This window comes from Sphingomonas sp. (assembly GCF_039595165.1).
In the GTDB taxonomy this organism is placed as follows: domain Bacteria; phylum Pseudomonadota; class Alphaproteobacteria; order Sphingomonadales; family Sphingomonadaceae; genus Sphingomonas.
Window position 1 is genome coordinate 49844 of the sequence record NZ_JBCNMA010000006.1, and the last position, 21920, is coordinate 71763.

Annotated in this window: 16 protein-coding genes; 6 read left to right on the top strand and 10 right to left on the bottom strand. The window is 67.9% G+C overall.

The features are described from left to right. Positions 1-16: 16 nt before the first annotated feature. Together ABDV68_RS02015 and ABDV68_RS02020 are read right to left on the bottom strand one after the other, a co-directional pair. Positions 17-1426 carry a sulfatase gene (locus tag ABDV68_RS02015; protein ID WP_343517974.1) on the bottom strand — a complete coding sequence of 470 codons (1410 nt, stop codon included), beginning with the start codon at positions 1424-1426 and terminating at the stop codon, positions 17-19. Positions 1427-1504: 78 nt separating this feature from the next. Beyond that, the gene (locus ABDV68_RS02020) at positions 1505-3907 is read right to left on the bottom strand and encodes a TonB-dependent receptor (protein ID WP_343517975.1); all 2403 of its coding nucleotides are present in this window, start codon (positions 3905-3907) and stop codon (positions 1505-1507) included. A gap of 119 nt (positions 3908-4026) precedes the next feature. On the opposite strand from ABDV68_RS02020, the gene ABDV68_RS02025 reads away from it, so the two are divergent. The 3 genes from ABDV68_RS02025 (at position 4027) to pgmB (ending at position 8051) form a co-directional block, all read left to right on the top strand. Then, on the top strand, positions 4027-5082 hold the full coding sequence (locus tag ABDV68_RS02025) for a LacI family DNA-binding transcriptional regulator (protein ID WP_343517976.1): 1056 nt from the start codon (positions 4027-4029) through the stop codon (positions 5080-5082). 96 nt (positions 5083-5178) lie between these two features. After that, complete coding sequence (locus ABDV68_RS02030) at positions 5179-7398, top strand: glycosyl hydrolase family 65 protein (RefSeq protein ID WP_343517977.1); 2220 nt, start codon at positions 5179-5181, stop codon at positions 7396-7398. Further along, positions 7395-8051 (top strand): beta-phosphoglucomutase, encoded by a 657-nt coding sequence (pgmB, locus tag ABDV68_RS02035; RefSeq protein ID WP_343517978.1) that lies wholly within the window; start codon positions 7395-7397, stop codon positions 8049-8051. Before ABDV68_RS02030 ends, pgmB begins: the two co-directional genes overlap by 4 nt. Here pgmB and ABDV68_RS02040 read toward each other — a convergent pair. Beyond that, positions 8048-9286, bottom strand: coding sequence for an MFS transporter (locus tag ABDV68_RS02040; RefSeq protein WP_343517979.1), 1239 nt, complete (start codon positions 9284-9286; stop codon positions 8048-8050). The two genes, pgmB and ABDV68_RS02040, sit on opposite strands and share 4 nt — an antisense overlap. A 154-nt stretch (positions 9287-9440) precedes the next feature. Continuing rightward, the gene (locus tag ABDV68_RS02045; RefSeq protein ID WP_343517980.1) at positions 9441-12299 is read right to left on the bottom strand and encodes a TonB-dependent receptor; all 2859 of its coding nucleotides are present in this window, start codon (positions 12297-12299) and stop codon (positions 9441-9443) included. Positions 12300-12435: 136 nt separating this feature from the next. Here ABDV68_RS02045 and ABDV68_RS02050 point away from each other — a divergent pair, with 136 nt between their 5' ends. Further along, positions 12436-13803, top strand: a complete 1368-nt coding sequence (locus ABDV68_RS02050) for a glycosyl hydrolase family 28 protein (RefSeq protein ID WP_343517981.1) — start codon at positions 12436-12438, stop codon at positions 13801-13803. 238 nt (positions 13804-14041) lie between these two features. Here ABDV68_RS02050 and uxaC read toward each other — a convergent pair whose 3' ends face one another. The 6 genes from uxaC to ABDV68_RS02080 are packed head-to-tail and all read right to left on the bottom strand — an operon-like array spanning position 14042 to position 19728. Continuing rightward, positions 14042-15466 (bottom strand): glucuronate isomerase, encoded by a 1425-nt coding sequence (gene uxaC, locus ABDV68_RS02055; protein ID WP_343517982.1) that lies wholly within the window; start codon positions 15464-15466, stop codon positions 14042-14044. A 6-nt stretch (positions 15467-15472) separates the two neighbouring features. Beyond that, positions 15473-16243, bottom strand: coding sequence for an SDR family oxidoreductase (locus ABDV68_RS02060; protein WP_343517983.1), 771 nt, complete (start codon positions 16241-16243; stop codon positions 15473-15475). After that, complete coding sequence (locus tag ABDV68_RS02065) at positions 16233-17453, bottom strand: UxaA family hydrolase (protein WP_343517984.1); 1221 nt, start codon at positions 17451-17453, stop codon at positions 16233-16235. The genes ABDV68_RS02060 and ABDV68_RS02065 overlap by 11 nt, the downstream gene beginning before the upstream one ends. Continuing rightward, positions 17446-17760 carry a UxaA family hydrolase gene (locus ABDV68_RS02070; protein WP_343517985.1) on the bottom strand — a complete coding sequence of 105 codons (315 nt, stop codon included), beginning with the start codon at positions 17758-17760 and terminating at the stop codon, positions 17446-17448. Before ABDV68_RS02070 ends, ABDV68_RS02065 begins: the two co-directional genes overlap by 8 nt. Before the next feature lie 7 nt (positions 17761-17767). Beyond that, on the bottom strand, positions 17768-18421 hold the full coding sequence (locus ABDV68_RS02075; protein ID WP_343517986.1) for an RraA family protein: 654 nt from the start codon (positions 18419-18421) through the stop codon (positions 17768-17770). Then, the gene (locus ABDV68_RS02080) at positions 18421-19728 is read right to left on the bottom strand and encodes an MFS transporter (RefSeq protein ID WP_343517987.1); all 1308 of its coding nucleotides are present in this window, start codon (positions 19726-19728) and stop codon (positions 18421-18423) included. Before ABDV68_RS02080 ends, ABDV68_RS02075 begins: the two co-directional genes overlap by 1 nt. 148 nt (positions 19729-19876) lie before the next feature. Between ABDV68_RS02080 and ABDV68_RS02085 the strand changes: the two genes are divergently transcribed. Both ABDV68_RS02085 and ABDV68_RS02090 read left to right on the top strand, forming a co-directional pair. After that, positions 19877-20620, top strand: coding sequence for a FadR/GntR family transcriptional regulator (locus tag ABDV68_RS02085; RefSeq protein WP_343517988.1), 744 nt, complete (start codon positions 19877-19879; stop codon positions 20618-20620). A gap of 67 nt (positions 20621-20687) precedes the next feature. Then, a complete protein-coding gene (locus tag ABDV68_RS02090; RefSeq protein WP_343517989.1) occupies positions 20688-21812 on the top strand; it encodes an enolase C-terminal domain-like protein in 1125 nt (374 codons plus the stop codon). Positions 21813-21920 lie beyond the last annotated feature (108 nt).

The window sequence follows — 21920 nt, forward strand, 5'->3', positions numbered from 1 at the left end:
CGCTCGCGGCCTCTCATTAGTGACTCAGATGCGAATAGGGATCGGTCTGCCCCGCGAGCCACGGATCGCGGGTCGCCTTGCGCATTTCAAGCAGCCGCCCCCGCAGTGCGTCACGCACCGTCGCGTACGCCGGATCGGCGGCGAGGTTGACCAGCTCGTCGGGATCGCGCGTCAGGTCGTACAGCTCCTCCGCCGGGCGATTGCGATACGCCGCCTGGCTGCGCTTCCCGAGCGGGATCGCGGGATCCGCGGCGATCGCCTGCCAGCTCGGCGAGCCCGCGACGTCGCCCGCTATGGGATAGTCGAGCGGGTGGGCGAGGTTGAGGATGTAGCTGTGCGTCCGCGTCCGCACCGCGCGCATCGGGTAGTACTGGTTGATCTCATGGAATTCGTGGCTCGCGAACACCGCGTCGCGCGCCGGGTCGTCGGCCTTGCCGAGGATCGGCAGCAGCGACTTGCCCGGCAGTGGATAGTCGGGCGGCGCCACGTTCGCCCATTCGAGCACGGTCGGCGCGATATCGATCCAGCTGACCATCGCGTCGTTGACAGCCGCGCCCATGTCCGGCGCGCGGACGATCAGCGGGAGGTGCAGCCCCGGCGCGTAGAGGTTGGTCTTCGCGCCGGGGAAAGGCCGGCCATTGTCGCTGAGGAAGATCACCAACGTATCGTCCGCACGCCCGCTCTCGCCGAGCAGGTCGAGCAGCATGCCGACCCCGCTGTCGAGCCGGCTCAGCGATTCATAATATTCGGCAAGGTCGCGCCGCACGGCGGGCAAGTCGGGCAGATGCGAAGGGATATGCACCTTGGCGGGATCGTAGCGGACCGGCTTCACCCCGGGCCAGGGCCGGTCGTTGCCGTAATCGGTCGCGGCGCGGTGCGGGTCGCTGTACGCGACGGTCACGAAGAAGGGCCGGTCGCTCGTCGAGCGGATGAAGCTCGCCGCCGCGGTCGCCATCTCGCGGACGTCGCGGATGCCCGAGCGTTCGGGCACCAGCTCGGCTTCGAACGGGAAGGCGCTGTCGGGGCCGATATGCTTCTTGCCGATCAGCGCCACGGCATAGCCGGCGCGGCGCAGCAGCGACGGCAGCGTTTCGATCCCGTCGAGCAGCGACTGGTGGTGTACGTCGTGCTGCAGCCCGTACATGCCGTTCTGGTGGCCGTAGAGCCCGCTATGGATCACCGCGCGGCTCGGGCTGCACGACGAGACCGCGGCGAAGGCGTTTGCAAAGCGCGTGCCCTCGCGCGCCAGCCGGTCGAGCCGCGGCGTCGCCACCGGCACGCCGTAGCAGCCGAGGTCGAGCCCCTGGTCGTCGGAGATCAGCAGCAGCACGTTGCGCTGCCGCTTGCCGGGCTGCGCAGCCCGCGCGGTGCCTGCCGAGACCGCCGCCGCCCCCGCCATCCCCTTGAGCAGCGTACGGCGGTGCATGGGCGGATCTCCCGCTGAGAGGAAAGGGTCCCGGACCGGGAAGGGGAAGGGGGCCTTCGGTCCGGGAGAGGAGGGGTTCTAGAACTTCACCGCGGCGCTGAAGCGGAACGAGCGGCCGAGGATCGGACGCGCCAGGATCGCGCCCGATCCCTGCCCGCCGATGATGCGCGGATTGCCCTCGGTCAGCCCGATCTCGTCAGTGAGGTTGTTGCCCGTCACCGCCAGGGTCACATGCTCGCCGACATCGACCGTGATGCCCGCGTCGAGCTGGTAGAAATTGGGCAGCACCTGCGCGTTCTCGGGGTCCGAGAAACGGTCGCCGGTATATTGCAGCGTGGCGAACACCGCCGGCCTCACCCCGCCGAGGTCAACTTCATAGGCCGGGGTCACGCGCCACGCCCAGCGCGGCTGGCGCTGCACCTGGTTGCCGGTGTTGTCGACCGTCCCGCCGGTGAAGAAACCCTCATAGCTCGCGTCGAGCCAAGTGCCGCCCGCGGTGATGCTGAAGCCGCGGAACGGCCGCACCGCTCCTTCGATCTCGACGCCGGTGGTCTTGGCGCCGCCGACTTCCGGGATCGGCACGTTGTTGACGAGGCGCGACGATGCGAGGCCATCGAACTTGTTGTGGAACAGCGTGGCATAGAGGCTGATCAGCGGCGTCGAGACCTTGAGGCCACCCTCATAGGTGTCGACCTCGGCGATCTGGGTCAGCCCCTCGCGCAGATTGTCGAACTGCGGGAAGCTGTTGCCGCGGCTGTAGCGCGCGAACACGCCGATCTCGCTGGTGAAGTCATAATTGACGCCGACGGTCCACGACCAGGCCGAGTCCGAATAGTGGAGCTGGCGCGGGCCGCCGAGCACGGTGACCGAATTGTCGTAGAGCGTGTTGGGGTTGCCATCCAGGTTGACATTGCCGCCCTCCGCCGCGCCGCGCGGAGTGCGCAGCGTGGCGTCGACCACGTGGCGCTGCCAGCGCACACCGCCATCGATGCGCAGCTCGGGCGTGATCTGGAATTCGTCGACCGCGTAGAAGGCGTAGTCGGTGCCCTTGTAGAAGGCATCGACCTGGAAGCCGGGGCCGCTGGTGAAGCCGTTCAGCGTCGCCGTGCGTCCGCCGTTCAGCGTCAGGTTGAGCAGCCGCGCATTGGGCTCGGCGGTGAGCAGCACCTGGTTGCCGAGCACCCATTTGTCGCGTGAGCTATAGTCGGCGAAATAGAAGCCGCCGGTGAACTTGTTGTTGCCCGCGGTCCACTCGAACGCCGAATCCGACACGAAGGACGAGATCTTCTTGCGCACTTCCCAGATGCCGGCGCGCATCACCTGCGCGTTGGCGCCGCCGGTAACCGCCTGCCCGCCATTCACATAGGTGAGGCTGGAGACGGTCGATCCGGCGCCGCCCAGCGCGACCGCCACATCGGCGGCCGAGCGCGGCGGGCCCTCGGGGACCATGCCGATCGTGTCGGCATTGCCGCCGAGATAGCTCAACCGCTCGCGCAGGCGCAGGCCCTCGGCGACTTCATAGTCGAACGCGATGCCGGTGTTGATCACATCGGCGCCGCGGCCCTGGGCCAGGTCGATGGTGCGGCCGACGATATTGGTGGTCACGCGCGTCTCGCGCCCAGGCAGCGTGCCGGTGCCGGCGTCGAAGCCGGGATAGGCCGAGATCTCGCCATTGTTCGACATCACCGGGATCGGCAGCAGCCACTGGCCGCGGTCGTTGAGGTAGCGCGCATAGATCTCGACCGATCCGCGATTGTCGAACTCGTGGCGGATGTTGGCGGTGATCTGCCCGCCCTTCTCGGCGCGGAACTGCGGATCGCGCACGCCATTGCCCTGGGCGTAGTAGCCGCCGACCATGAAGCCGGTATTCTCGCCGAGCGGGCCCGACACCCAGGCGTCGCCGCGGATCTCGCCATAATCGGTGTAGCTGACCTTGCCGAAGCCCTCGAAGTTGCTGCCGCCGGTGCGCGGCACGACGTTGACGGTGAGGCCCGGCTGGCCGTTCGAGAAGAGCGAGCCGGTGCCGCCGCGTACCGCCTCGACGCGCTTGACCGTCTCGTCGAGGCGGATCAGCTGCGAGTTTTCGAGGAACGAGAGCGTCGCCGGCGGGAAGATCGGCACGCCGCCGAGCTGGAAGGTGACGAACTGCGCGTCGCCGCCCGAGGGATAGCCGCGCACGAAGATGTTGGCGCCGTTCTGGCCGCCCGAGCTCTCCGCCATCACGCCCGGCACGCTGCGCAGGATGTCGGCGGTGCTGGTCGGCGCGGCGCGGTCGAGCGCTTCCTCGCTCAGCGTCGTGACCGCGAACGCCGCGTCCTGGCGGCGCGTGCCGCCGCCAGCGGTACCGACCACGACGATCTCTTCGGTCGTCTCGGCTTCGTCCTGCGGCGCGGCGGCCGTGTCAGTCGTCTGAGCGTGAGCTGCGGTGGCGAGCAGCGCCAGCGGCGCCGCCCCGAGCATGAACATGGCACTGCGAAGCATAAATCCTCCCCATCGAGCGTGCGTCGGCACATTTGCCTTCCAGGGGATAATGCTATGCATATCTGAAATGCTTTTCAAGGGGTCGTTTCACCGCTGGATGCACAGACGGCTTGCGGCCCATGCTGCCGCGCCCTACCAACGTCGCGATGGGCAGGGAGCCGAAGAGTAAGCGCGGGGGCGCATCGCGGCTGACGATGCAGGACATCGCGCGCCTCGCGAACGTCTCGACCCCGACCGTGTCGCGCGTGCTCAACGGTAGCCCGCTGGTGACCGAGGAGACGCGCGAGCGCGTGCTCGAGGTGGCGCGCGCGCATGGCTATGCCGTCAACCGCAATGCGCAGAAGCTCCGCCACGCGCGTACCAACACCGTCGCGGTGGTGCTCGATTTCGGATCGCACCGCCATGGCGCGATCGGCGACCCGTTCATCTTCGAGCTACTCGCCGGCGTGTCGGAAGCGCTGTCGATCCGCAACCAGGACCTGCTGCTCTCGCCCCCGGGGCTCGACGACGCGCGTGCCTTTCGCGACTTCTTCCAGGCGCGCGGCGCGGACGGGTTCATCGTGCTCGGCCAGGGCACGCGTGACGCGATGCTGCGCAGCCTTGCGCGCGAGAATCTGCCGCTGGTGGTGTGGGGGGCGGTGGCGTCCGACGCCGGCTATTGCGCCGTCGGCAGCGACAATCTCGCCGGCGGCAAGCTCGCCGCGCAGCATTTCCTGGCGCAGGGCCGCAAGCGCTGGCTGTTCCTCGGCGACACAAGGCATGAGGAATTGCGGCTGCGCTACGAGGGGTTGAAGCTCGGCGCGGCGGGCCATTCCGACGTGTCGATCGAGCTGCTCTCGATCCCGTCGATGGCCTTCACCGCGACCGGCGATGCGGTGACGTCCTATCTCGCGCAGGGCGGCGGGCCCGATGCGGTGTTCGCCTTCTCCGACACCGCGGCGATGGCCGCGATCGGCTCGTTCCGCGCGCGCGGGCTCACGGCGCCGAAGGATTTCTCGCTGGTCGGCTACAACAACATCCCGCCGACCGCGCATTTCAGCCCGGCGATCACCACGATCGACCAGAAGACCGACGTCGCCGGCGCGCTGCTGGTCGAGAAGCTGATGCAGCGGATCGATGGCGGGCGGCCGCAATCGGTGACGCTGCCGACACGGATGGTGGTGCGCGAGACCTGACCCACCCGAAACATTTGGGTACCCTCGCGCATCCGCTCTTGAAATCGATATCAAAGGTCCGTTATCCCCGACTCCGAACTGGAGAGGAGCCGGCCGTTGGGGGCCCATCGCAACCATCGGGGCGAAGCCCTGCAATTCGGGAATGACGGCTGGACCGTCGGAATCGCGGGCGACGATCCGGCATGCGAGGGCTGGGCCGCGACGTTGCTCGCGCTGTCCAACGGCGCGCTCGGCGTGCGCGGCGCGATCGAGGAGCGCGCGCGGGCGACCACCTTCCTGGCGCAGGCCTATGAGACCACGCCGATCCATTATCACGAGCGGCTGAGCGGCTTTGCCGAACAGTCGGACTCGCGGGTGCCGGTCGCCGAGCCGCTCGGGCTGCGCGTGCTGGTCGACGGCACCGAGGTCGATTTCGCCGCGGCGCGGATCGTGGAGACTCTGCGCACGCTCGACCTGCGCAGCGGCCTGCTCACGCGGCGCACGCGCTGGACGCTCGCCGGCGGGCGATCGCTCGAGATCGTCGCCGAGCGGCTTGTCCCGATCGACGGCAGCCCTGTGCTGCTGCGCCGCCTGCGCGCCGACGCGGGCGGCGCGCGAGTCACGCTCGAGCCTTACCTGGCCGCCGCGCCGCGGCCCGAGGGCCAGTCCGACGATCCGCGGATCGGCGTCAATCTCGGCTCGGGCGGCTTCGTCACCGAGCAGGCTGACGAAGACCAGGTGATCGAGCGGCTCCAAGGCAGCGGGATCGGCGTCGCCGCGACGCAGCGGGTGCGCGGCGATGGGGAAGCGACCTTCGCCGTCACCGGCTTCGCCGTGGGCAAGGCCGAGTCCGCCACGCTCGCCACGCAGGCGGCGCAGCTCGCCGACGCGCACCTCGCCGCCGGCTTCGACGCCGCGCTCGAAACGCAGCGCACCGCCTTCGCCGCCTTCTGGGACCGCGCCGACATCACCATCGATGGCGATGCGCGCACCACCGCGGCGCTTCGCCTCAACCTCTATCATCTGTACTGCTCGGCCGGGCGCGACGGCGATTCGACCGCGGCGGCCAAGGGCCTCACCGGCGAGGGCTATGAGGGTCATTATTTCTGGGACACCGAGGCGTTCATGCTCCCGGTGCTGGCGGTCCTCGCACCCGAGGTGGCGCGCGCGATGCTCGTCTATCGCTATCGCACGCTCGACGCGGCCAAGGCCAATGCGCGCGCGCTCAACCATGAAGCTGGCGCGCTCTACGCCTGGCGCACGATCGGCGGGCGCGAATGCTCGGCGCACTATCCGAGCGGCTCCGCGCAGTACCACATCAACGCCGCCATCGCCTTCGCGATCGGCCTCTATGCCGATGCGACCGGCGACGAAGCCTTCCTCGCCGAAATGGGCGCCGAGATGCTGGTCGAGACCGCGCGGCTGTGGCTCGCGCTCGGCGACTGGCGCGAAGGGCGCTTCCATCTCCACGGCGTCACCGGGCCCGACGAATACACCACGCTGATCGACGACAATTGGTACACCAACCGCATGGCGCAGAAGCATCTGCGGCTGGCGTGCGAGGTCGCCGGCCGGATCGCGAGCGGCGCGCCCGAGGCCTGGGCTGAGCTCGCCGCCAGGGTCGGCCTGGGCGAGGACGAGCTCACCGCCTTCGCCGCCGCCGCCGATGCGATGCACCTCCCGTTCGACGCGAACCTGGGCATCGATGCGCAGGATGCGAGCTTCCTCGGCAAGCCGCGCTGGGACGTCGCCGGCACGCCGCGCGAGCGGTTCCCGCTGCTGCTCCACTACCACCCGATGACGCTCTACCGGCATCAGGTGAGCAAGCAGGCCGACCTGATCCTCGGCATGGTGCTCGGCGGCGAGGACGTGCCGCTCGAGCGCAAGCGCCGCGCCTTCGACTATTACGAGCCGCTCACCACGCATGATTCGACGCTGTCGGCCTCGACCTTCGCGATCCTGGCGAGCGAGATCGGCTATTCCGACCAGGCGCTCCGCTTCTTCCAGGCGACGAGCTTCGTCGATGTCGAGGATCAGCACGGCAACACCAGCCATGGCGTGCACATGGCTTCGCTCGCCGGATCCTGGCTGGCGCTGGTGTGGGGTTTCGCGGGTTTCCGTCCGGCCGAGAGCGGCTTCGGCTTCCGTCCGACCCTGCCCGACGCCTGGCAGGGCTATCGCTTCGGCCTCAGCTGGCGCGGCAGCGAGCTGCGCGTCGAAGTCAACCGCGACGGTGCGCATTACCGCCTCGCGTCGGGCGCGCCGCTCGCTTTCCGCCATGGCGACGCCGAGGTCCGCATCGCCGCGGGCCAGAGCTGGACCGGGCCGCTCGCATGAGCGTCTTTCCCCGTCCGCTCGATGCGGTGGCGTTCGACCTCGACGGTGTGCTGACCGACACCGCGCGTGCGCATTATCGCGCGTGGAAGCGGCTCGCCGACAGCCTCGCCATTCCGTTCGACGAGGCCGCGAACGAGGCGCTCAAGGGCGTCGACCGGATGGGCAGCCTGGCACTGATCCTGGGCGACCGGCCCGGCTATGACGACGCTCGGCGCGCCGACCTCGCGGCGCGCAAGAACGACTGGTATCTCGAAGAGATCGCGCATTTCGGTCCCGCCGACCTCTTCCCCGGCGCGCGCGAAGCGGTCGAGGAATGCCGCGCCGCCGGCCTCAAGGTCGCGCTCGCCTCGGCCAGCCGCAATGCGCCGTTGCTGCTCGCGCGGATGGAGATCGACGCGCTGTTCGACGTGGTCGTCGATCCCGCCTCGGTCGCGGCGGGCAAGCCCGCGCCCGACATCTTCCTCGCCGCCGCCGCGGCGGTCGGCGCTGCGCCCGCCCGCACGCTCGGCGTCGAGGATTCGCAGGCGGGGATCGTCGCGATCCATGCCGCCGGCATGCCCGCGCTCGGCGTCGGTGAGCCCACCGCGCTGCCCGATGCCGACCATGTCATCGCGACGATCGCCGAGTTCCGCATCGCCGACTATCTCGCCTAGGCGGCCTGGCTCGCGCTACGCCGCGTGATCCGGTCGAGCTGCCACAGCGCGATCCCGATCAGCACGATCGGCACCAGCACGAGGTAGAAGGCGGTCTGGCCCGAGAAGCGGTCGAACACGATCCCCGTGATCATCGACCCGATCGTGCCGCCGAGCGCCGAGAAGATCACCATCAGCCCCACCATCGCGGCGTGCTTCGCCTGGGGCAGCGCGCTCAGCACCACCGACGACACGATCGGGTAGATCGGCGCCATGAACACCCCGATCAGCGGGAAGATGTACGCCGCGAGCGGCGCGCTGAACCAGGTCACGTCGGGCCGCAAGGTCAGCCCGCGCGTGCTCGGCAAGGTCAGCAGCACCAAGGCCGCCATCGCCGCGAGGCAGATCAGCAGCAGCCTCAGCCAGCCGAGCTTCGCCACCAGCCAGCTCGCGCTGACCCGGCCGAGCGCCAGCGCGGCGATGAAGATGCTCGACGCCTGCACGCTCATCGCGCTCGGCAGATGCAGCACCTGGTTGTTGAAGGTCGGCAACCACGTGCCGATGCTCTGCTCGACCAGCACATAGAGGAAGATCGCGGCGAGGAAGGCGATGGTCGAGGGCAGGATGGCGAGCGCGAGCATGTCGCGCCGGCTCGCCGCGGGCGCGCCGTCGGCCGCGACGTTGCGGCTCTCGTCCAGCGGCGCGAGCCACCACAGCAAGGCCGATCCCGCGGCGAGCGCGGCGATCACGTGGTAGACGTCGAGCCAGTCCTCGCCGGTGCGGTCGCGGCCGATGAACCAGCCGAACATCCAGATGCCGGCGAGGATGCCGACCATGAACACGCCCTCGACCAGGCTGGTCAGCCCGGCATGCCGCTCGCGCTCGGGGCGCAGCAAGCCGATCGAGGCATAGGTCGCGACCTTGGCGATGCCGAAGCACAGGCCGGTGAGCACGAAGAACAATTGCGTCGCGAGGAAGCTGTTGGCGACCGGCATCAGCAGCGCACCCGCCGCGATCGCCAGCATCACCCCGATCTGCGCGCGGCGGAAGCCAAAGCGCGGCAGCGACACCGCGAACAGGAACGAGGCGGCCACCACCGACAGGTCCTTGCACGCCTCGAGCGTCGCGGCCTGTGGCTTGGACACGCCGTAATGCGCGATCGACTGGAGGATCACCGTGCCCACGCTGTTCATCAGCAGGCCGAGCACCGCATAGCTGGTGACGAGTGCAACGATCGCCAGCGCCGGTCGCGCCATAACCCCTCCCATGAGCTTGTCGGAGGTCAGCCTAGAGCGGTGAAAGATGAAATGGAATGCTTTTCATTGCGCGGACAGGCGCGTGTTCCACTGACACGAAAAGGCCCGGCCTGTCGCCAGGCCGGGCCTTCCGCTACCCCCGCTATTCGCGGGCTCAGAACTTGACCGCGACGCCCGCGCTGAACTTGCGGCCGCTATAGGTGCTGTAGAGCGAGTCCTGCCTGACCGAATCCTGATAGAAGCCGAGCTCCTGGTTGGTCAGGTTCTGCGCCTCGAGCCGGATCTGGACCTGCGGCGTGATCTGGTAGGATGCGGTCGCATCCACGAACAGGGCGTCCATGTTGCCCTGAACGTCGCTGCCCGCGCGGCCCGACGGCACGCGGAGCAGGAACTTGTCGCGCCACGACGCGCTGGCGCGGATGCTGAACTTGCTGTCCTCGTAATAGATCGTGCCGTTCGCCGTGTACTTCGACAGGTTCACCAGCGTCGCCTCGATCGGGTTGAGGCACGCCGCATTGTCGCAATACGAGATATTGGAGTCGGCATAGGTGAAGTTCGCGAGCGCGCCGAAGTTCGAGAGGAACCCCGGCAGGAAGTCGAAGCCCGACTGGACGTTGACTTCGACCCCCTTGAGCGTGCCGCCCGGCGTGTTGTTCTTGGTCGAGAAGGTGAAGACCGTGTTGGCATCGACGCCGACCACGCCCGCGATCAGCGAGAGCGGGAGGCCGGTCTCGATGAACGGCACGTTGCTCTGGCGCGTCTGGATGAAGCTGTCGATGTCCTTGTAGAACCCGCCGATCGCGATGAGTCCGCTCCGGCCGAAATAATATTCCAGGCTGACATCGGCGGTCTTGGCGCGGATCGGGTTGAGCAGGAAGTTGCCGGCCGAGACGGTGCGCGTGTTCTGCGCGATCGAGACGTTGCCGGGGATCAGGTCGCCCAGTTCCGGCCGTGTCATCACCTTTGCCGCGGCGAGGCGGAAGATCAGGTTGCTGGACAGGTCGAATGTCAGCGTCGCCGATGGCAGCCAGTCCTCATAGGTGCGGGTCAGCGTGGTCGGGACGCCATTGATCGCGCCGAAGCCGACCTGCGTGGTGTGGACATAGCGGACGCCCAGATTGCCGCGCAGCGGTACCGTGAAGGCATCGCCATTGAAATCGAGCATGGCATAGCCGCCCTTCACCGTCTCCTTGAGCGACCCCAATTGCGGGGGGTTCAGCGCATAAGCGCCGGTCTGGCTCTCGAAGTTGAAGACCGACTGGAACTTGGCATAGTCCGGCGCCGCCCAGCTGCTGATGGTCGAGACCGGCAGCGACTTGCCGAAATCGCCGATCGGCGTGGTCAGCTGCGAAATCGGCACGGTCGCGGTCGGCGCGAGATTCTGCGTCACGCGGTCGCGGCTCCAGCGCTCGTAATCCGACTGGCGGTACGACCCGCCGATACGCAGCTTGACCTCCTGCGTCAGATCGAGCGAGCCGTTGAGCTCAGCGTTGAGGTTGTTGGACTCGTCGCGGCTGCGTTGCATGGCGAGCGTGCCGTTCACCGTGGCATCGGCGGACGGTGGGCCGAACACGAAGTTGGACGGGTTGTTGACGTCGATACCCCAGTCGATCGTCGGGAAGCGCCGGTCACCCCGGAAATCGAACGAGAAGCCATTAATGTTGTTCGCAAAAGTCGCGATCTGCGTGCGCACCGGCTTGTCGTAGATGGTGCGCGACATGCCGATGTAGCCGTCGAGCCGGAACCCGCCGAAATCGTGCGAGCCGCTCAGGTTGATCTGGCCGAACGTGGTCGTGTATTTGCTGTAAGTCAGGTCGTTGGTGATATCGACGCCGTTGAACCTGCCGTAGAGCAACGTCCCGTTGGGATCTCGCACGGCCTCCAGCACCGAGGTTTCGGCGCTGCCATGCTGGCCGGCGTTGCGCGAGAAGGAGAGCGCGGTGATCGTCTGGTCGCTGCGTGTCACGTCGTAGCGCGAGAACAGCCCGTCGAGCGCGAACCGGGTGTTGTCGCTCGGCCGTGCTTCCAGCGTCAGCGTCGCCCCGAAGCGGGTATAGTCCTGGTCCGAACGGATCAGGCGCGGGCTGCGCGGGATGAAGGTGCCGGTGCTGTCGACCAGTTCGTAATTGGCGACATTGGTCGGCGTGTTGGGCAGACGCGGATTACCGGTCGAGCAGTTCGCTGCGGTCGTGCCGTTCGTCGCGCTGTTACCGGGGCTTTGTGGCGCATAGCCGACCGGCGAGCAGAAGCGGTTGAGACGGCCCTGGATGACGTCGACCGCCGACCAGCCCTCTTCGCGGGTGTGGCGCTTGGTCCAAGCGACCGAGGCGGCGATGCCGAAGGTGTCGTCGAGGAACTTCTTCGAGATGAGCCCGGTCACACGCGGGCTGACCTTGCCGCGCAGGTCGTCATAGGTACCCTGCGCACTGACCGCGAGCGTGAAGTCCTGGGAATAGGAGAGGGGGCGCGGCGTCTGCAGGTCGACGGTCGCGCCGAGGGAGCCTTCCTCGACATCGGCCGAACTGGTCTTGCGAACGGTCAGTTCGCTGAACAGCTCCGAGGCAAAGGTGCTGAAGTCGAACGAGCGCGAGGAGACATAGCCCGAACGGATATCGGACGAGCCGGCCGAGCTGGCGCCTTCCATGCCGTTGAGCCGCACGCGCGTGAACTGCGCGCCGAGGCCGCGGACCGAGATCGTCTTGCCTTCGCCACCGTCGCCGCGCGTGATCGCGACGCCGGGCAGGCGCTGCATCGACTCGGCCAGGTTCGAATCGGGGAATTTGCCGACGTCTTCGGCCGTGATCGTATCGACGACGCCGGTTTCGCTGCGCTTGGCGAGGAGCGAGTCGCTGAGCGATTTGCGGAAGCCGGTGACCGTGACTTCCGTGCCGTCGTCGCTGGTCTCCGCAGCAGGCGCAGGCGCGTCTTGCGCCGCGGCCGGCGCGACCCATGACAGGCCGACCGCCAATGCGACGACCGACAGATTCAATCCGCGATTCCGAAATTTTGCCATTTCAACCTCCCCGTACAGCAGCCTTTGGCTTGCTTGACGTCAAACCTGTAAGACAGATATACCTGTATGACAAGTGATGAATCACATGACCTGCGAAGCTGAATCCAGCAAAATCGATCGGGAGAGGGGTGCAAGAATGGGAACACGTCGGGACTTTCTGGCGCATGGGACGACGCTGGGGCTGCTCGCTTTGCCCGCTTGTCCCGCGCTCGCCCGCCAACGCGTCGTCGATATCCGCACCTATGGCGCGATCGGCGACGGCAGGACGCTCAACACCAAGGCGATCCAGCGGGCGATCGACGCCTGCGCCCGGGCCGGCGGCGGGATGATCGCGGTCCCCGCCGGCGTGTTCGTCAGCGGCTCGATCTGGCTCAAGCCCGGCGTCGGGCTGGAGCTTCGCAAGGGCGCGGTGCTGCGCGGCTCGCCCAACCTTTCGGACTATCCGCTGGTCCTGCGCCGCTTCGTCGAGGCGTTTCCGGAGGCGCTGCGTCTCGGCCTCATCAACGCGCAGCACAATCACGGCCTGCGCATCGTCGGCCCCGGCACGATCGACGGCGGCGGCGACCCGTTCTGGCGGATGTTCTTCAGCGCGCCCGACGAGAGCGTGCAGGGGGTCAAGGTCCAGTATCATTTCCCCCAGCTCTGTTCGATCGAGGATTGCGACGACGTGCTGGTCAGCGGCGTCACGTTCAAGGACGCCGCCTTCTGGAACCTGCACATGTATCGCTGCCGCCGCTCGGTGATCGAGGATTGCAGCTTCGAGGTGCCGCACGAGATCCGCGCGCCGAGCTCGGATGCGATCGACCTCGACAGCTGCCAGGACATCGTCGTGCGCCGCTGCCGCTTCTCGGTCGACGACGATTGCATTGCGCTCAAGGGCACGCAGGGGCCGGGCGCCGCGGCGTACAAGGAAGCGCCGCCGGTCGAGCGCATCCACATCCATGACTGCGTGTTCGTCCACGGCCTGGGCTGCGTCACCTATGGCAGCAACGCGACGATCGTGCGCGACGTGCGGGTCGACCGGATCACCAATGTCGGCGACATCCCGACGATCCGCTTCAAGGTGCGCCCCGACACGCCGGGGCAGGTCTATGAGAAGCTCCGCGTGAAGGGCGTACGCCTCGCCGAGGCGCCGACGCCTTACGGTCCCAGCTGGCACAATGGCGAGGTCTTCTACGGCTATGGCAAGCCCAATTTCGGCGCCGACGATCCCGCGGTCGGGCTGATCGTCAACGCCCGCCTGGTGCACGGCACCAAGGTCGAGCCGCGCATGCCCGGTGCGATCATCCGCGACGTCGTGATCGAGGACGTGACCGGCACCACGCGCCGGTTCGGCAACATCTCGGGCAACCCGACCACGGCGATCTCGGATTTCCTGCTCAAGGACATCGACGTGCGCTTGACCGACCCCGGCGAGCGCCAGAAGCTGATCGCCCGCCACACCCGCAACATCCGAATGGAGAATGTCCGCGTGAACGGCGCGCCGGGCGAGATCGTCACCTGACCTAACGCCGTCGCTAACTCAACTCGTCACCCCGGCCTTGAGCCGGGGCAGGGCTGCCTTTTATCCGCCGGAAGAAGCCCGGCCCCGGGTCAAGCCCGGGGTGACGACAGCTTGCAATGTTGGAATTCAGTTGCGAGCCTCACGCGGCTCTTTCTCATCGTCAACCCGGGTCGGACCCCACTCCCCCGCGCACGCGTAGCAGTGTGACTCTTGTGACCTTCCGGTATCCGGATACCGCTCAAAGCCGGTACGCCTGCCGCACCAGATTGTACGCCAGGTCCTGCGCGACCGCGAACGCCTCGTCCTTCTCCAGCCGGTGCTCCGCCACCAGCCGCGCGAGGAACGAACAGTCCACCCGCCGGCTCATGTCGTGCCGCGACGGGATCGACAGGAAGGCCCGGGTGTCGTCGTTGAAGCCCACGGTGTTGTAGAAGCCGCCGGTCTCGGTCACCTGCTCGCGGAAGCGGCGCATGCCCTCGGGACTGTCGTGGAACCACCATGCCGGGCCGATGCGCAGCGCCGGATAATGGCCGGCGAGCGGCGCGATCTCGCGCGCGTAATTGCTCTCGTCGAGCGTGAACAGGATGATCGTCAGGTCGCGCTCATTGCCATAGGCGTTGAGCAAGGGCTTGAGGGCATTCACATATTCGGTACGCGACGGCCAGTCGTCGCCCTTGGCCTCGCCGAACACGTCGGTCACCGCCGGGTTCTGGCTGCGCAGCGCGCCGGGATGGATCTGCATGACGAGGCCGTCGTCCAGGCTCATCCGCGCCATCTCGGTCAGCATCTGCCCGCGGAAGCGCTCGGCGTCATGGGCGTCGCCCTCGCCGCGGACGATGCGGCCGAACAGCGCGGCTGCCTCTTCCCGGGGGAGATTCTCGGTATGCGCGGTCGGGTGGCCATGGTCGGTCGAGGTGCAGCCGCCATGCTCGATGAAGTAGCGGCGGCGATCGCGCAACGCGGCGAGATAGCCGTCCCAGGTGCCGACATCCTCGCCGGTGATCCGGCCCAGTTCGGGCAGCGCCTCGCGGAAACGCGGATGGTCGGGATCGGTGACGTTGTCGGGGCGGAAGGCGGTGACGACGCGGCCGCTCCAGCCGCTCGCCGCGATCGCACGGTGGTGGCGGAGGTCGTCGAGCGGGTCCTCGGTGGTCGCGAGCAGCTCGATCCCGAACCGCTCGAACAGCGCGCGCGGGCGGAATGCGTCGGTCTTCAGCTTGGCGTCGATCTGGTCGTAGATGCGGTCGGCATTGGCGGGCGAGAGCCGCTCGGTGATGCCGAGGATCGCGTGGAACGCATGGTCGAGCCACATCCGGCTCGGCGTGCCGCGCAGCAGGTGGAAATGCTCGGCGAAGCGGCGCCAGATCTTGCGCGGGTCGCTCTCGGTCCAGCCGCCGTCGATCCGCGGCACGCCCAGCTCTTCCAGCGGCACGCCCTGCGAGTAGAGCATGCGGAAGATGTAGTGATCGGGGATGATGAACAGCGCCGCCGGGTTGGCGAAGGGTTCGTCGCTCGCGAACCAGGACGGGTCGGTATGGCCGTGCGGGCTGACGATCGGCAGGTCCTTGACCGAAGCGTAGAGCTCGCGCGCGATCGCGCGGGTCTCGGGATCGGCGGGGAACAGGCGGTCGGGGTGCAGCGAGAGCGGCATCGAGTCGGTCATTGCGGATCAGAACCCTTGGGAAGCGCCGCCGTCGACGGGCAGCAGGACGCCGGTGACGAAGCGCGCGGCGGGGGAGCAGAGATAGACCGCGGCCAGCCCGATATCCTCGGCCTCGCCGAAGCGGCCCATCGGGGTGCGCTGGAGGATGCGGTTCGAGCGCGCCGGATCGCCGTCGAGCGCTTTCCGCAGCATCGGCGATTCGATCCAGCCCGGGGCGATCGCGTTGACGCGCACACCCTGGCCCGAAACCTCGGTCGCCAGCGCGCGGACCATGCCGACATAGGCCGACTTGGCCGCGGAATAGGCGATCACCTGCGGCATGCCGAGCAGCGAGGTCATCGACGCGGTGAACAGGATGCTGCCGTGCTGCGCCGCGAGCATGGCGGGCAGCGCCAGCCGGGTCAGGTTGTGCGCGGCAAGGACATGCGTGTCGAGCATGCCGGCGAAGTCCTCGACGCTGGTGTCGACCGCCAGCTTCTTGAAATTGTGCCCGGCATTGTTGGCGAGGATCGTGATCTCGCCGGCCTTCGCCCGAACCCGCTCGAGCATCGCCGGCATCGTGTCGAACGCGGTGACGTCGGCGGCTTCCCAGAATGCGCCGTCGCCGAGCTCGGCCGCGGCCGCCTCGACCATGTCGGGGCGGCGGCCGACCAGCACCACCTTGGCGCCCGCAGCATGCATCGCCTTGGCCATGCCGAGGCCGAGGCCGCTGCCCCCGCCGGTGATCAGCGCGACTTCGCCGTCGAGCCGGAACGCCTGTGCGGGATCAAGCTGCACTGCGGCACCCCCGGTCCAGCTCCGGCGTGTCCTGGTGCTTGTACATCACGAAATACTCCCGATGCCCGAGCGCCTCGGGCTTGCTTGGTTGGCCGCTCGCGACGTCGGCGACCATCGCGCCGAGCTCATCGGCGGCCGCGTCGAGCGTCAGCTCGCCCGCCAGCACCCGCCCCGCGTCGAAGTCCATGTCCTCCTGCATCCGCGCATAGGTGCGGCTGTTGCCGGTGACCTTGATCAGCGGCGCGATCGGCGATCCGATCACGCTGCCGCGCCCGGTGACGAACAGCACGATCTGGCTGCCGCCCGAGATCAGGTCCATGATCCCCTCGGTGTCGTTGGGGTTGGTGTAGCCGAACTGCATGAAGTGCGGGTCGGGCACCGAATCCATCACCCACAGGCCGGGCCAGGGCGGCGCCTCGCCGACCTTGATCACGCCCTGGATCGGGCGCGATCCGCTCTTGGCGAAGGCGCCCATGCTCTTCTCTTCGATCGTGGTCAGCCCGCCCGCGAAATTGCCCGGCGCGACCGAATATTGCCGCACCTCGCGGCAATAACGCTCGGCCTTGGCATAAGCGGCGGCGAGCTCGGCGCGGGCGCGGTCGTCCACGGCACGGGCGAGGATCGTCTCCTCGAGCCCGATCATCTCGACGATCTCCTCGACGATCGCCGAGCCGCCAGCATCCACCACGCGGTCGAACAGGCGCCCGACCGCGGGATTGCCGACGAGGCCGCTGGTGCCGTCCGATCCGCCGCATTCGGCGCCGAGCGTGAGGTCGCCAAAGCTCATCGGTTCGCGCGGCGTCTCGCGATGGATCCGGTCGCGCAGCTCGCGCACGATCGCCTTGCCCTTCTCGGTCGAGGAGCGCGTGCCGCCGGCATCCTGGATGAAGAAGGACGCGGCCGGGCGTCCGCTCTTCTCCACCGCCTCGGCGATCCGTGCCGGCTGGGTATATTCGCAGCCGAGCCCGACCGAGAGCACCGCGCCGACATTGGGATGCCGCGCTAGGCTCAGCACCAGCCGGATGGCGTACTGGTTGTCGTAGCAGCCCGGGAAGCCGATGACCTGCACGTCCTCCTCGCCCGCGGCGATGGCGTGCGCGACATGCGCGGCGCACTGCACGGTGTAGATGACGAGGACGAGGTTGCGGATGCCCTTGCGCCCGTCCGGACGCAGCCAGCCGGTCCATTGGCGGTCGAAAGTCTCAGTCATACGCCATGTCCTTGCCCGCGCCGGTGACGACGTCGAATGCGCCCGAGCGCTCGTCGAAACGGCTCGCGCAATTGTGGAGATGCACCCAGTCGCCCCTACGGATCGCGGCGCCGGCACGGCCGATCGGGATGCCGAACTTCACCACCGCGTCCCCCTGGGCGATGTCCGCCATCGCGACCTTGTGCCCCAGCGCGATCGCCTGGTTGAGGGCGATCTCGCCTTCGCCGATGACGGTCACCGTGTCGTCGGCGTCGCCGAGCAGCGTCGCGACATTGTCATCGGGGTGGATGCGGAAAGCGGTCGTCATCGGCGGCTCACAATATCCCGTATTTGGCGAAGGCCTGGCTGCTCGACATGCCCGCCTCGATTTCCTGGCGCACCAGCTTTTCGCCGCGCACCTTCTCCAGCGCGCGCTCGATCACCTCGGCCTCGTGCGCGCGCGGAATGACCACCACGCCGTCGAGGTCGCCGAACACCAGGTCGCCCGGCTGCACCGTAACCGGCCCCACCTCGATCGGGCAGCGGTAATCGACAACTTGCGTGCGCACGCTCGAATCCTGCGCGAAGCGGCCGCGGCTGAACACCGGCCAGTCCTGCGACAGGATCTGCGGCGTGTCGCGGTGGAAGCCGTTGACCACCGCGCCATTGGCGCCGCGTGCGCGCGCGGTCGCCGTCAGGATCTCGCCCCAATAGGCGCAGCGCATCTCGCCGCCGCTGGCGAGGTAGATGTCGCCCGGCTCGAGCTGGTCGAGCGCTTCGGTGAGCTTGCCGAACGGCCGCGCCTGCGGGCCATAGACGTCGATCATCAGCACCGGCATCGCGCGGCCGATCAGCTTCATCTCGGTCAGCATCGGCTGGATCGGCTGAGGGAGGAACTGGTGGACGCAGCCCAGCGTGTCGAGGATGTCGCCCACCACGGGCGTGTACAGCTCGGCGCGGAACAGGTCGAAGATATCGGTGTCGGTCATCATGGCTCCGGGGTGATTTGGGGCGTGCGCGGACGGCGCAGGATCAGCGCCATCGCCAGCACGGCGAGCGGATAGGCGAGCGCGGCGCCGAGGAAGAGCACGGCATAGTTGCCGCCGGTGGCATCGAGGATGCGGCCGACCGCCATCGCGACGAACATCCCCATGATGCCGGCCGCGAAGCCGCCGATGCCGATCACCGAGCTCACGCCGCGCGACGGCACGGTGTCCGACGCCAGCGTGTAGAGGTTCGCCGACATGCCCTGATGCCCGGCCGCCGCGAGCGCGATCAGCATGACGGCGGGCCACAGGCTCGAGACGCCGGCGATGAAGGCGACGGGGATCGGGCACAGCGCCATCAGCAGCATCGTCGCGAGCCGCGCCGGCACCGGGCGCATCCCGCTCTTGATCATCCGCGACGACAGCCAGCCACCAAGGATGCTGCCGACATCCGCGATCAGGTAGATCGCCACCAGCGGTCCGATCGAGCCCATCATGTCGATGCCGAAGCGGTCGTGGAGGAAGCCCGGCACCCAGTTGAGGTAGAACCACCACACCGGGCTGGTCATCAGCATGCCGACGACATAGGCCCAGGTGCCGCGATAGCGCAGCAGCGAAACCCATTTCACCGGTTCGGCCGGCGTGTCGTCGCCCTGCCTGATGTAAGCGAGCTCCTCGGTGGAAAGGCGCCGCTGCCGCTCGGGCAGCTCGTAGAAGCGCAGCCACAGCACGAGCCAGATCAGGCCGAGCGTGCCCGCGATCAGGAACGCCGCGCGCCAGCCGACCAGGGCGACAATGAAGGGCAGCGAGATCGGCGTGACGATCGCGCCGATATTGCTCCCCGCGTTGAAGATGCCGGTGGCGAAGGCGCGTTCCTGCGGCGGGAACCACTCGCGCACCGCCTTGATCGAGGCGGGGAAGTTACCCCCTTCGGCGAGGCCGAGCGCGCCGCGCGCGATCTTGAAGCCGAGCACGGTGGACATGAGGCCATGCGCCGCCGCGGCGAGGCTCCAGCCGAACACCGCGATGCCGAGGCCCGCGCGCACCCCGATCCGGTCCATCAGCCGCCCGCCGAGCAGATAGCCGAAGGCGTACATCAGCGAGAAGGCGGCGATGATGTCGCCATAGGCGGTCTCGGACCAGCCGAATTGCGCGTCGAGCGTCGGCTTGAGCAGTCCGAAGATCTGGCGGTCGATATAGCAGATGGTGGTCGAGGCGAAGAGCAGCGCACAGACGATCCAGCGATAGCGGCCCCGCGGCGGCGCGGACGCGCCGGGCGCCTCGCCGGGTTCAGCAAATTTGGTCGTCATCGCATCCTCAACGGCGCGCCTTGACAGTGCGCTCGATCGCTTGAATCCTGTATGACAGGTTACTAGCGGTTTGCATGGCGAAGGCAAGCGTGTTTGTTAAGGGCATGGCGCGACTGCCGAAGCGGCGGCGCAGCACAGGGGAATCGGGTTGGAAACCAAGTCGGACGAAATGGCGGGCGGCGGCGCGAAGACCAGCGGCCTCGTCGACCATGTCATCGATTACATTTACCGCCACGTCGCCGACGAAAGGCTGCGCCCGGGCGCGCGCCTGCCGAGCGAGACCACGATCAGCGTGACCCTGGGTGTCAGCCGCCCGGTGGTGCGCGAGGCGATGCGCACGCTCGCCGCGACGGGGCTGGTCGAGATGGCGGTGGGCAAGCGCGCGACGATCGTGCCGGTCGACGGCGAGATGCTGTCGCGTGTGATCGGCAACGCGCTGGTGACCGGCCAGGCCGACACGCGCAACATCCTCGAGATGCGGCGCGGGATCGAGATCACGATGGTCGCGCTCGCCGCCGAGCGTCGCAGCGATGCCGACGCCGCCGAGCTCCAGGGAATCGTGCGCGAGATGGCGACCGTGCTGGGCAACGCCTCGCGCTATGCCGAGCTCGACCTGCAGCTCCACGCGCGGCTGGCGCGTGCGACCGGCAACCCGCTCTACACGCTGCTGATCGACGCTTTCCGCCAGCTGATCGCCGCCTCGATGCAGGAGGGGATCGAGCGCTGGTCGGCAAGCCCGGAACTGAAACGCGTGCAGGATCTGCACGAGAATATCGTGGCGGCGGTGGTGGCGCGCGATCCGGCGGCGGCGGCCGGCGCGATGGCGCAGCATTTCGATGACGCGCTGATCAAGATCCTGGCGCCGATCGTTGCGGGCGAACCTGTGGCTTGAGCTTGCCAGCGACCCTGCCGCAGCCTATCCTGTAAGACAGCTTTGGATTGCGAGGAGAGGCGCCGCGATGCGTATCGAGAAGTTCGAGACCTGGATGTGCAAGCGGCCGAAGGGGCTGTTCGACGAGGAACGTGAAGGCGCCGCGCCGATGCCCTGGGCCTATGGCGTCGGGCGCATCACCACCTCGGACGGGATCGAGGGGATCGCGACCTTCTGGGCGGCGCGCTCGGCGGCGGTGACCGACGCCTATCTGTCCGACGTCATCGCGCCGGTGATCCTCGGCCGCTCGATCCATGACCGCGAGCGCATCTGGCAGGATTTCTGGAACATCGACCGGCACGGCGCTTTCTTCCCGGTGTTCCTGCCGGGCCCGATCGACGTGGCATTGTGGGACGCGGCGGCGCGTACCGCGGGGCTGCCGCTGCACCGGTATCTCGGCAGCTACCGCACCAGCCTGCCGGTCTATGCCTCCAGCCTGTGGCTGCCCGACGTCGACGCCTATGTGCGCGAGGCGCTCGCCTACAAGGAGCGCGGGTTCAAGGCGTACAAGGTGCATCCCTGTGGGCCGAGCGCGCTCGACATGGAGATCCACCAGGCGGTGCGCGACGCGGTCGGGCCCGAGATGGTGCTGATGACTGACCCGGTCGCCGAATATTCGCTGCACGAGGCGATCAAGGTCGCGCGGCATCTGGAGCAGCTCAACTATTACTGGTTCGAGGAGCCGTTCCGCGATTACGAGCTCGACAAATATGCCAAGCTCGCCGCGGCTGTGGACATCCCGATCGTCGGCACCGAGACCACGCGCGGCGGCCCATGGGGCGTGGCGCAGGCGATCAAGTGCGACGCGCTCGACATGGTTCGCGCCGACGTGTCGTGGAAGGGCGGCATCACCGGCACGCTCAAGGTCTGCCACTTGGCGGAAGCGCACGGCATGAACTGCGAGCTGCATACCACGACGATGGGGCCGATGGACGTCGCCAACATCCACGTCGCCTGTGCGGTGCGCAATTCCGAATATTTCGAGCTGTTCGTGCCCGAGGACACCTTCCAGCTGCCGATGAAGCAGAGCCTGCGCGACCTGATGGACGAAGAGGGCGACATCCACGTGCCCGAGGGCCCGGGCCTGGGCATCGATATCGACTGGGACCTGGTCGAGGACAATTGCACGTCGAAGCGGGTGTTTGTGGCGTAGGGCGCACCGCTCGGATCAATGCTGGCTCCGTTCTTCCCCTTGCAATGTTGGAATTCGCCTGCTGCACTTGTGCCGCCGGCCCCCCCCCCCCCCGCCGCGCGAACCTGT

Excerpts from the sequence above, each read along its gene's own strand:
- ABDV68_RS02045 (WP_343517980.1), bottom strand. The coding sequence starts at position 12,299 with ATGGCAAAATTTCGGAATCGCGGATTGAATCTGTCGGTCGTCGCATTG.
- ABDV68_RS02050 (WP_343517981.1), top strand. The coding sequence starts at position 12,436 with ATGGGAACACGTCGGGACTTTCTGGCGCATGGGACGACGCTGGGGCTG.
- ABDV68_RS02025 (WP_343517976.1), top strand. The coding sequence starts at position 4,027 with ATGCTGCCGCGCCCTACCAACGTCGCGATGGGCAGGGAGCCGAAGAGT.
- pgmB (WP_343517978.1), top strand. The coding sequence starts at position 7,395 with ATGAGCGTCTTTCCCCGTCCGCTCGATGCGGTGGCGTTCGACCTCGAC.
- ABDV68_RS02065 (WP_343517984.1), bottom strand. The coding sequence starts at position 17,453 with ATGACTGAGACTTTCGACCGCCAATGGACCGGCTGGCTGCGTCCGGAC.
- ABDV68_RS02070 (WP_343517985.1), bottom strand. The coding sequence starts at position 17,760 with ATGACGACCGCTTTCCGCATCCACCCCGATGACAATGTCGCGACGCTG.
- ABDV68_RS02090 (WP_343517989.1), top strand. The coding sequence starts at position 20,688 with ATGCGTATCGAGAAGTTCGAGACCTGGATGTGCAAGCGGCCGAAGGGG.
- ABDV68_RS02040 (WP_343517979.1), bottom strand. The coding sequence starts at position 9,286 with ATGGCGCGACCGGCGCTGGCGATCGTTGCACTCGTCACCAGCTATGCG.
- uxaC (WP_343517982.1), bottom strand. The coding sequence starts at position 15,466 with ATGACCGACTCGATGCCGCTCTCGCTGCACCCCGACCGCCTGTTCCCC.
- ABDV68_RS02015 (WP_343517974.1), bottom strand. The coding sequence starts at position 1,426 with ATGCACCGCCGTACGCTGCTCAAGGGGATGGCGGGGGCGGCGGCGGTC.
- ABDV68_RS02020 (WP_343517975.1), bottom strand. The coding sequence starts at position 3,907 with ATGCTTCGCAGTGCCATGTTCATGCTCGGGGCGGCGCCGCTGGCGCTG.
- ABDV68_RS02080 (WP_343517987.1), bottom strand. The coding sequence starts at position 19,728 with ATGACGACCAAATTTGCTGAACCCGGCGAGGCGCCCGGCGCGTCCGCG.
- ABDV68_RS02075 (WP_343517986.1), bottom strand. The coding sequence starts at position 18,421 with ATGACCGACACCGATATCTTCGACCTGTTCCGCGCCGAGCTGTACACG.